Below are 10,457 nucleotides of genomic sequence, written 5' to 3' on the forward strand. Positions count from 1 at the left end.
GAGTGATCAACGTGCCCTGTTTTATCTCGCCTTCCTTGATCACGATCAGGCCAAGCACGAGTGTTCCAATTCCCCGGGGACCGAACCATCCCATGAACAGTTTGCTGCGCCTCGGCAAACCGCTACCAGCCAATGCGATCGCGAGTGATGCGATACGTACCACGATCAACGCGAGAGCTGCGAAAACAACAACTCGCCAACCAGCGTCGCGCCAGGCCGGCACGACTGCCAGCGCGCCGAAAAGCGCGAACACCAGCAGTTCGAGAAGTTGGCCGGCCGCGTCGGAGACCTGTGTCGCCGCCACCTGGGTACCGCTGCGGCGCGAAACAACTGCGTAGGCCAACCCGCCGACGAAGGCGGTGACGAACCCGCTGCCGTGCAACCGCTCGCCAAGCCCCAAGCAGACGAGCGCGAGCGCCAGGGTCGCCAGCTGCGCCCAGGTGCCACTCATCCACCCGCGCGCACTGGATCGTGAGATCACCACGCCGCCGATCACACCGATGAGCACGCCGATCGCCAGCGAGGCGAACTCGGTACGAAACGCGAACCAGGCCCAGCGGACCGGAGCGGGATGAGTCTGCTCCGAGGCGAGCGCCAGCGCGGCCAGCAAAGCGGCCAGCGCAAAGCCGTCATAAAGGCCGCTCTCAATCGAGAGCGCATGGCGGACACGCTCAGGGATGCGCCGATCCTCGAGCAGGGCGTCCACCAACGCCACCTCGGTGGGCGCCACGATAACGGCCAGGCACACCGCTTCCCAAAACGGCAGCACCGGCAGCACTGAGACGGCGATTGCCGTGTTGAGGGTGATAGTCACGGGTATCCCTATCGCCATCAGGCGCATCGGCAGATGGCCCCGTCGAAACGTGGTCCGCAGGTTCAGCGTGGAGGCTTGGTTGAAAAGAATCACCGTCAGCGCCAGCTCCGAAAGGACCGTGAAAGCCTTCGCGTCGGACCCCGCCTTGATCAACCCCAGGCACGACGGACCGAGAACTATCCCGAGGACGACGAATATCAGCGCGGGCGCCAGGTACCAGCGTCGGACCAGCCCGGAGACGGCGGCATAGCAGAACACCAAAACTGTGAGGACGAACGCAGTCTCACTGTGCATTCTCTGCTCCTGCCTAGCGTCGGCTCCATACTGACACTCGCCGGCACGCCCCTAGGTTCCTCGACTACGGTGTCGCCTCAATCTGTCCCTTCCTGGATATTCGCTGCGCGCCATTTAGCGGTGAGATGTCAACGTCCGCTGGCGGATTCGTCAGGCACCGGATGCCTTAACCGGTCACCGGTCTCGAAGTCTGCCGACACCCAATGCCGGACCGTGGGATTGGCTCTCGCGGTCGGTGCCGGCAAAATTTGCTCTCGCGGTTACTTTCGAATTGTTACTCGCCCCAATGTCTTATTTTGTTGTGCTTAGCTAAGTGGCATCGATAGCCGTTCGGACACTGGACGAGAAGGAGCAAGCATGATGCTGTCAAGGCGTGCCATGCATGGCGCACTGGTGGGAGCGATCGGTACTTCGGCGATGGCCGGTGCGATGCTGTTTGGGGGCGCCTCGTTGGCGTTTGCTGACCCCACGCCCGAACCGCCACCTCCAGCCCCTGCGGCCCCGGCGCCTGGGTGCACGGCCGCCGACCTGGCGCAGGCGTCGGGCACAGTTGGGACCGCGATGGCGGGCTATCTGTTTAGCCACCCGGACGTCAACGACTTCTTCACCGGCCTTCGTGGGCAGCCGAACGAAGAGATTCGCGGCGACGTCCAGAACTACATGAACGCCCACCCCCAGGTTGAGTCCGAAATCAACGGGATCCGTCAACCCGTCACCGACCTGAGCGATCGCTGCGATTACCACCCTAATTCGGGTCAATAGTCACCTAAGTGGTGTCACGCCCGACCATCACCTTCGACATAGGCCAGTCACGCCGGTGAGGAGACAAGCAAGATGAGTCATTGGTTACGGTCATGGACTATCACGGCGGCGACCGTCTTGGCGCTCGCGGCCGTCCCCGGGGCGATCGTCACTATTCCCGCACCCGGGGTCGCTAACGCCGACGTCTGCGCTAGCGCCGGCCGACGGGTATCGGTGAGTGGCTGCGCGAACCTCGCCGACACGGTTGCGCCTTACGTTCCGCCGCCGGCGTACTACGCTCCCATGCCGTACGACCCACCGCCGCCCCCGAACGCCACCGGATGTGTGAGCTACAACGGTCGGTGGGTCAACGCCGGCGGGTGCAATTAAGCCCTTCCCCTATCGCCAAGCAACCACATAGCCACCGGATCGCGTGGCCTCCGGTGAGCAGCGCCGAGCGGGTCGGGGTGCACACGCTCAAACTGCTGCCGGTTTCGAGTTGATGAACCTCGCGCGGGGGGTTGTCGTGTGGGTGCCCGGCTTGACCGGGATTGCTGCCATCGCCCGCTCGGCCATCGCCGTGATCGTCAGGCTCGGATTCACACCGGGATTGGCCGGGATGACCGCACCATCGCAGATAAGCAGGTTCTGGTAGCCGAACACCCGATGCTCGCCATCGACAACTCCGTGCTCGGGGGTGTCGGCCGCTACCGCGCCGCCCAGAATGTGTGCGGTGATCGGCATGTTGAACAGCGCTTCGGTCAGCCAAGTCTGCGCTGTCCCACCGGTCCGGTCGGCGAGCCGCTGGGCGAAGTCGTTGGCCACCGGCAGGAAAGTGGGCGTCGGGTGGTCCGGATCCTGGCGCGTGGTGAGCCGCAGCCGCCGGCCGAGTATCCGCCGCTTGGGCACCAGCGACAGCGATGTGTCGGTGCTCTGCATGACGCCGGTGATGAGCGAGCGTTGCGACCAGCCGCGCGGATTGGTCACGCGGACAAATCGAATCGGGTGCCTGCAGATCTGGGCGAGCAGCTTGAGCGGCCGGGTGATTCTCGTGCCATCGCCTGTGAGCAGTGTGAACATCAGGCCCATCACGTTGCCGCCCGGCCCGTAGGTAACGGCTTCGACATGGCTGTCCCCGGTGGGGTGCACGCTCGAAGTAATCGACACGCTGCGACCCCACCCTCGGTCGTCCGGAGTGGTCACCGCGGTCATCGCCTCGCTATTGGTGCGGACCAACTGGCCGAGCCGGTCAGAGATTCGCGGCAGCGTGCCGTCCCTCTTACATTGGGCGAGTAGTTGATTCGTTCCCAGCGCACCGGCGGCTACGACCACACCGCGTGCGGTCTGCGTGCGGCGGTCCTTGCGAATCCAGGAGCCACTGCGTTCGCTGGTCACGGCGTACCCGTCGGAGCCATCCGCCGCCCCCAGTGGCCGGATCGAGGTGACCGTGCGTTCGGGATCGATCTGCACACCGAGGCGCTCCGCGAACCACAGATAGTTCTTCGGCAGCGTGTTCTTGGCATTGTGGCGGCATCCCAACAGGCACAACCCGCATTCGATACAACCCGACCGGGCCGGACCGGCGCCGCCGAAATACGGATCGGCGTGCACCACGCCGGGCTCGCCGAAGTAGACGCCAACGGGGACTGGGCCGAAGGTCTCAGCTACACCTAGCTCGACGGAAATGGCCTCGATGGCGTCGTCGGCAGGCGTGCGCCGCGGCTGCGTCACGACGCCGAGCATGCCCTCGGCCAACTCGTAATACTTTTCGAGATTCGGGGCGTCTCCGCATACCTTGCGCCAGTCCTCGAAGAATCCATCCCCGGCTCGCCAGAGGGTCTGCGCGTAGACCAGGCTGCCACCGCCCACGCCACTTCCGCTGAGGATCATGACGTCTTTGAACGGTGTGACCCGCAGAATGCCGTTCAAACCCAGCTTGGGCGCAAAGATCATCCGGCGCAGCTGCGAGAGCCGCTCGGCGAAGTCGTGGTCCTCGAAACGACGCCCGGACTCCAAAACGGCTACCCGATAACCCTTCTCGGCTAGGCGCAGCGCCGATACACTGCCGCCGAAACCGGACCCGACAATCAGATAGTCGTAGTCGTGTGCCTGGCTCATCATCGGCTCCTTCGCGCGTGGGAGTTGGCAGTTCTGACTGGTTTTGCAACTGTTGTTGTCTCGTACTCGCCGGAGAGCGGATCCAGCTTGTAGACCCCTGGGCCGGGCGCGGGCCGGCCGCCTTCGGCGAACGCGCTTGGCAGCGGTCGATGCGAAGTGCTGGTTGGGATGCGCTGGACAACGTGCACGACATGAGGTCGCCGGTCCGGTGACAGCTGTCCCAGTGCTGCGGAGAGGTCCTCGGCGTCGAGCGATCGCCCGGATCGCAGCGTGAGGGCGGTTATCGCGAGGTTGTTGCCTTCGGATCCGGGAACGGCGTATGTGACGCTCATGTCGATCGCGTCGAGGATGCCGAGTGCGTCTTCGACGGCGGACCCGCCGACCACCCCGTTAGCGGTAGTGACGAGCGAGTCGGCACTGCCTGCGAGCCAGAAGTCGTCATCCTCGTCGCGGTAGAACAGGTCGCCGGTCAGCACCCAGGCGTCTCCCGGTGCGAATAGCCCGCGATGGGGACGCGCCGCCGGCGACATTCCCGGCTCCACTCGCGAGAGCAACATCCCGATTTCCCTGGGCCGGCACTGCTCGGCGGAGCCGTCCGCCCGAAGGGCCAGCTGCCGGGTCTTTTCGTCAATGCGGGCGATGCGCAACTCGGGACTGCCCGGAAGCGGGGTGCCCATGCAACCGACCTTCGCGCCGGGCATGTTGACCAGGATCGCGTCGGTCTGCGCGGAGGCATAGTACTCCACCACCCGGGCCGGGGCGAAGCGCTCAACGACCCTGTGCCACAGTCCAACCGGCATCCCCGAGCCGATGAAGGTGCGGATCGTGTGGTGGTGCTCACCCGGATGCGGTGGCGCCTCGACGAGGTCGCGGAGTTGTGTCCAGGTGTAGGACACCACGGTCACGCCGTAGCGGCGGGCTTCGTTCCAGAACGTGTCGGGGTCGAAGCGGCTCGCCATCGAAAAGCGGGCGCCGCTGGCGATGGCACCCCCCAAGGACATCAAGAGGCCCGACGGGTGGTGGATCGGGTTGACACTGAAGACCGTGTCGCGCGGTCCGAGCTCAGCCGACGTCGCGGTTCCGAAGGCGGCCCGCGCCCAGCGGGCATTGGTGATCATTCGCGCCCTCGTCGACGGACCGTCGCCGGTGAACAAGACAAACGCGGTTTCGCGCGCCAGGCCGGGATTCGGTCGATACCAGGTCGGGAGGATGACTTCATCTGGATCGATGCGCTCCAGGTCGATCACGCCGTCGACGCCGAGGTCCCGTTGTCCTCCGCCGCCGCCGAGCACGAACACCTCGGCGTCCGTCTGCGCGCGGACGGAGTCGACGTGTTCCGGGTCAGTCACGATGCGCGCGGTGCCACCAAGTTTGATCTCCTCGGTGAACGCCCCGTCGGGGCGCAACAACACGACCACCGCTCCGATCCGGTCGAGCGCGGCAACGGCGATAAGCATGCTGGGGCGGGTGTCCATCAGGACGCCGACGGGTTCACCCTGACGCACGCCGACCGACAGCAGTCCCGCCACCACAGCGTCAATACGCGTCTTCAGGGCAGCGTGAGTGTGCGCGCGATCTTCCCACAAGAACCCGACTGCACCGGGGTGGCCTTCGGCGCGTTCGTCGAGGAGGCAACCGAGCGACACCCGCGTCTCAGCGCGCACCAATTCCAGGCGCAGCAGCCGCGGCAGATTAGCGGCGGCGCCCGCCGTGAGTGCCCACGTCGCGTCGAGCGTCGACGCGCCCAAGCGCCAGCCGGCTTGCAATCCCTGGCCTACCGCCGCGATGAGCGGGTTGCGTCCGTTGCTGTCGGAGGCGACCTCCGACGGTTCGGTGGCCATCGGCTCGATGATCTCGGGCATCTCCGTGCCGTTGTCGACATGCGATGCCCAGGCGGCAACCGTCGGCCAGGTTCGGGTCGTTGCCGCTGAACCCACGACGATGCCGAGGTGTCCGACCGGCAGCGAGACCTCGTATATCTCGGCACGCGGAGCCGCGCGGCGGATCGCCCGGACCGCCTCGGGCTGTCCGATCTGGTCGTTCTCGCCGACAAAGCACAGGACGGGCCGTTCGATGTCGGCGAGGGTCAGCGGTTGCCCGTCGATGACCATGCCGCCAGACAGCATCCGGTTCTGTGCGATGAACTGCCGCAGTGCGTCGGCGAGCGCCGGAGCCGGCCAGGCGATCCAGCCTTCAGACTCGATAAAGCGCCGCTGGCGCTCGTTGGGCAGTAACGCTTCGCGATCGTGCAGTTGCCGCAGGAACTGCACTCGTGACCGCACATTCTTGACCGGATCGAGCAGCCGAAAGCCTTCGCGGGTAGCCCAACCGGGCAGTCCCGTGCGGTCCAGTAACGTTGCGATCGCGTCTGCGGCGAATTCCATCACCGGTTCGGGCAACGAGAATATGCCCACCGACTTGGTGTCGACCGGGCTACCGAAGGAGATGACGCTTGCCAGCCCCGCACCGCGGCGGTAGGCGGCAACGGAGTAAGAGAACACGCCACCCTGGCTGTATCCGCCCAGGTGAACGTCTCTGCCGGTCAGGTCCCGGACCCGGTCGACGATCTCGCTAGTCGCAACGATGTGATCGGCGAGCGTCCGCTGCAGCCCACCTTCCTCATGTTCGGGTGCGCCGAAGTCGACCACCCACGGGTCGATGCCGTGCTCATGCAGCACGCTCACCGCCGACGACGAAGAGGACACGTCGTAGACGTCGGCCACGAACATCATCGGCGGGACGAGAACCACCGCCGGCCGTCCGGTGCTGTCGCTATCCGGGAAATACCGGCGCAGCCGGTACATCGGCTCCTTTGCAACCACCTCGAACGGCGAGCCTTTCTCGCCCGTCTCGAACCCACCGTGCATGAGCAGTTGCGCCGCGTTCATTGCCACTGCACCGAGTCGGTCGGTCCGTTTAGCCAATCCCACCCGTTCCATGAGGTCAGTTACTCGATTCGAGATGTCCACGTCGATCCGTTCCATGCAAACCAGTCAGAGCTGACTAGATTAAGTTCTAGTTAAGCAGGGATCGCCAGGTCGGTCAATACCCCCGTCCCGCGGTTGTAGGCGGGCACTTGGTTATCGGACCCGAACATGGCTGCTTCGTCGACCATTGACCCGCCGCAGCGCGACCGCTAGCCTCAAAACCAGTCAAATCTGACTAGATCAGGAGTGTCCCAATCACCAATCCGTCAGTGTCGACCGACGATGCAGAGGGCGCGCCGAGCGCGCGCGGATCCCTCATAACGGCGACTCCTGGGACATTCGACGCCCTGGACGAGTCCTTCCAACGCGATCCGTTCCCGACACTCTCTGCGCTCCGCGATCAGTGCGCCGCGTTTCGCGACGCCGTCCTGCCCGCTGTGCATGTCCTTCGCTACGCAGAATGTCAGGCAATCCTGCAAAACCCGGTCGGCTTCACCAACGACTTCGCCTGCCCGAGTCGGTGTTTGAGGCTGACGATGTCGTCTTCACCCTCGTGGACGAGGAGCAGGTTCCCGCACTGAGCACAACCCTCGGCTGCAGTGTGACCGGACCGCAGGCGGAGAGCCAGCAACAGGAAGTATTGCAAGATATCGGTGTGGCCGAAGTGATGCCGGCCCCAGAGTCAAAGGCGATCGGCAGCACCCTGGGAGGTCTCGATCTCTCCTCGCAATACCATGTGACCGTGCTGGCTCTCCGCCATCGGGGTCAGCCGGTAACCGAGAACCCAGCTGGGGAGACCCTGGACTTCGGCGATACCTTGTTGGTCGGCGGAAACTGGGACGATATCAATAGATTGAGCGACGATCGCGAGAACTTCGTGCTGCTGACTTTACCGGCGGAATACCAAGAGCGATTGCCGGCACGGGGACGGGCACCGATCGCGGTGGGGATTCTCGTCGGCATGGTCGCGATCATGGTGACCCAAGTCCTGCCCAACTCCGATGCGGCCCTGATCGCCGCGTTGGCGATGATCGCCGCCGGCTGCGTCCGCCTGGACAGCATCTATCGCCTGATCAGCTGGACGACGCTGGTGCTGATCGCCGGGATGCTGCCCTTGGCTACCGCGCTCACGAAAACGGGCGCCACAACCCTGATGGCGAAAGAACTGGTGAGGACGCTAGGCCCTCTTGGCCCGATGTTGATGCTCGCGGTGGTGTTCCTGGTTACCGCGCTGGTTGGCTTGTTCATTTCCAACGCAGCAACGGCGGTATTGATTGCGCCAGTGGCGATTGAAGCCGCACAGGCACTGCACGTCTCGCCGCAGGGATTCGCGATGACGGTAGCGATTGCCTGTTCGGCAGCTTTCGCGACGCCCGTATCTTCCCCATCGAACATGTTGGTGATGGAACCCGGCGGCTACCGCTTCGGGGATTACGTCAAAGTCGGTCTGCCCATGCTGTTACTGACAATGCTAGCTACCGTCGCACTAGCCAGGGTGATCTATCTACCTGGGTAATCACGGCGCTTCTCACTAATTTCGACCAAAATCCGACCTTACCGGGGCCGCCGCCCAAATCGTTTCCGGCACTGGCCTTCTGGCGCCAGCGTGATCATGAGCAGGGACTGCCGCGCGCGGCCAAGATGGACCCCTACCTGTTTGGTCGTCCGCCGCGGCCTGGCGCTGCGTGGCGCGCTGCTGCCCAAACGGCAACGGCGAAACGTCGCCGCCACCTGGTGGTGACCGAGGGCGCGCTGTCCGGTGGCCGACAGCGCGTGCGCGCCGATCTTGACGGCTTCGGCGACGAACTCGGAGAGATCGGCGCCGGCGAGCTTGTCGACGTCATCGACGATCGGTCCGCGTTCGCCGGTGGTCCAGCGCCGGGCCTCGCGGGCAACGTCCTTGTCCCGCACCGTCAGGTTCTCGATCACGACGGCGTCGTTAGCTTTGTCCAGATGGGCGTGGTGGTTGCTATTCATCGGTCCTCCTCGGCTATGCCGCTCACGGGCGGCGCGATGGACCAAGAGTCTGCGCCCGCGCGGCGAGTCTGGCCGCGCACGGTGACAAATCCGAATCGGCTGTCTGCGATAATCACAGTGGGCCGGGCTAGAAAAAGGGGTGTGACATGACGAAGCTGGCAGCAGCGCTATTGACAGCCATGGCGATGGCGGTAGCGCCGGTGGCCATAGCACCGGTAGCGCACGCCGACATCTGCGCCGGCGCAGACGGACGACGCCATCATGTCGACGTGGGTGGCTGCAGCCACATAGCCGGTGACGTTGCGGGCGGCGCGCTCATAGCGGCGGCCGCCGACCCGTACCGGCCGGGCGAGGAGCCGTGCTACACGGTAGAGGGTGTGCCGTACTACACGCCCGATGGCGACCCCTGCTAGGGGTGCGAACGCAATTCCTTCACGCTCATTCAGCCGCCGCTCAGGGGTACGCCGTCCGAAACTTCCTGCCACCACCAGGCGCCGCACGGCAGGATGCAGTTCTCCCCGTACTCGTCGTAAGGCGAAAAAGGTGCCTTCCCGGCTACCCCCCTGTCCGGGTGGCCGCCGAGAAATAGCCCCGAGCGGCAGGGGGCCCGGCGCGGAGGTAATGGCTCAGCCGATCACGCTCGAAGGCGAGTGGCGTCCTCGATCCCCCCGTCCGGGCCCGACCGATTAAGTCAGGCTGGCGCGGTGAGGAGGTCTTCTCGGTTCGCGTCGCAGAGGAGCTTCTCGTATACGGGGATCAGCCGTTCGCCCAGGCTCTGCATCCGGAGAAGCTTGCGTGCCGATCCACGAACTCTGACTCGGCGGGTCGCGAGCAGCGTGGCCGGTGGGATGCGTCCGAGCCACACCGCGTGAGCGACATCGGCCTCCATGTCCAGCTCGAAAGCGGCGGCCACGCCGGTCCCGGCTTCGCCTAGGAACACCTTCTTTCCGGGAAAGTCGACGACGAGCACGCAATCGGGGTCGGTCAACCGGAGTCGGGCCACCAGCCCGGTAGCTGCAGCAACGTCGGCGAGCGTCTCTTCGGCGTATTCGAACAATCCCCCGAGGTGACGGTAGACCTCGTCGGCATCGCGGAATATGGGCACCATTGACCTCACAATCCAAAGGGTTGGCCGAGGCCCGACGGTGCCAAGATTGACCCGCAATCGCAGAGCCCAGCTGCAAAGTAGTCGAGGTTGACGGTTTCAGCAAGCAGGCTTCTCCGCCGCCCTCGACGAGTACATCACTCCGGCGTACGGATGCCCGTGGATTCTTCGGACGTCTGCGCACCGCCCGTTGCCGGCACATCCCCATTCGAAGCCGGGCGCATCCGCGCTGAAAAAGGCGATCCGATCGTTGACCTGCGGTGGGTTTGGTGTTAAGTTAAAAACAGTCAAATCTGACTAGTTTGGGAACCAGCCGCGACAACAGTCGCGACGAAAGGATCGGCAGGCAGTGGACATCCTCGGCGCGGCGTCGCGATGAGCGGGCACCAGGGAAGCATCATCCTGCGCCTCGTCAACCCGGTGGTCCGTGTGGTGTGCCAATCGGCGTGGCGTCGCTACCACGACGACCTCGACGCAATGC

General features: G+C 64.7%; 9 protein-coding genes. 4 read left to right on the top strand and 5 right to left on the bottom strand.

The window, feature by feature from the left end; translation table 11 throughout:
- A partial coding sequence (locus ACLQI9_RS26465) for a cation:proton antiporter domain-containing protein (RefSeq protein ID WP_442392403.1) occupies positions 1 to 1,108 on the bottom strand: 1,108 nt, incomplete at its 3' end.
- A gap of 357 nt (positions 1,109 to 1,465) precedes the next feature.
- Between ACLQI9_RS26465 and ACLQI9_RS26470 the strand changes: the two genes are divergently transcribed.
- Together ACLQI9_RS26470 and ACLQI9_RS26475 are read left to right on the top strand one after the other, a co-directional pair.
- The gene (locus ACLQI9_RS26470; protein WP_442389500.1) at positions 1,466 to 1,870 is read left to right on the top strand and encodes a heme-binding protein; all 405 of its coding nucleotides are present in this window, start codon (positions 1,466 to 1,468) and stop codon (positions 1,868 to 1,870) included.
- 72 nt (positions 1,871 to 1,942) lie between these two features.
- Complete coding sequence (locus ACLQI9_RS26475; protein ID WP_442378130.1) at positions 1,943 to 2,239, top strand: hypothetical protein; 297 nt, start codon at positions 1,943 to 1,945, stop codon at positions 2,237 to 2,239.
- An 87-nt stretch (positions 2,240 to 2,326) separates the two neighbouring features.
- Here ACLQI9_RS26475 and ACLQI9_RS26480 read toward each other — a convergent pair whose 3' ends face one another.
- Positions 2,327 to 3,967, bottom strand: a complete 1,641-nt coding sequence (locus ACLQI9_RS26480) for a GMC oxidoreductase (RefSeq protein WP_442389501.1) — start codon at positions 3,965 to 3,967, stop codon at positions 2,327 to 2,329.
- On the bottom strand, positions 3,967 to 6,951 hold the full coding sequence (locus tag ACLQI9_RS26485) for an AMP-binding protein (RefSeq protein WP_442392404.1): 2,985 nt from the start codon (positions 6,949 to 6,951) through the stop codon (positions 3,967 to 3,969). The genes ACLQI9_RS26480 and ACLQI9_RS26485 overlap by 1 nt, the downstream gene beginning before the upstream one ends.
- A 463-nt stretch (positions 6,952 to 7,414) precedes the next feature.
- Between ACLQI9_RS26485 and ACLQI9_RS26490 the strand changes: the two genes are divergently transcribed.
- On the top strand, positions 7,415 to 8,410 hold the full coding sequence (locus ACLQI9_RS26490; protein WP_442381268.1) for an SLC13 family permease: 996 nt from the start codon (positions 7,415 to 7,417) through the stop codon (positions 8,408 to 8,410).
- A gap of 38 nt (positions 8,411 to 8,448) precedes the next feature.
- Here ACLQI9_RS26490 and ACLQI9_RS26495 read toward each other — a convergent pair whose 3' ends face one another.
- A complete protein-coding gene (locus tag ACLQI9_RS26495) occupies positions 8,449 to 8,871 on the bottom strand; it encodes a hypothetical protein (RefSeq protein WP_442381266.1) in 423 nt (140 codons plus the stop codon).
- A 146-nt stretch (positions 8,872 to 9,017) separates the two neighbouring features.
- Here ACLQI9_RS26495 and ACLQI9_RS26500 point away from each other — a divergent pair, with 146 nt between their 5' ends.
- Positions 9,018 to 9,284, top strand: a complete 267-nt coding sequence (locus ACLQI9_RS26500; RefSeq protein WP_442381264.1) for a hypothetical protein — start codon at positions 9,018 to 9,020, stop codon at positions 9,282 to 9,284.
- A 278-nt stretch (positions 9,285 to 9,562) separates the two neighbouring features.
- Here the strand turns inward: ACLQI9_RS26500 and ACLQI9_RS26505 are convergent, their stop codons facing one another.
- Complete coding sequence (locus tag ACLQI9_RS26505) at positions 9,563 to 9,979, bottom strand: SCP2 sterol-binding domain-containing protein (protein ID WP_442381262.1); 417 nt, start codon at positions 9,977 to 9,979, stop codon at positions 9,563 to 9,565.
- Positions 9,980 to 10,457 lie beyond the last annotated feature (478 nt).

This window comes from Mycobacterium sp., assembly GCF_052143115.1.
Lineage (GTDB): Bacteria > Actinomycetota > Actinomycetes > Mycobacteriales > Mycobacteriaceae > Mycobacterium.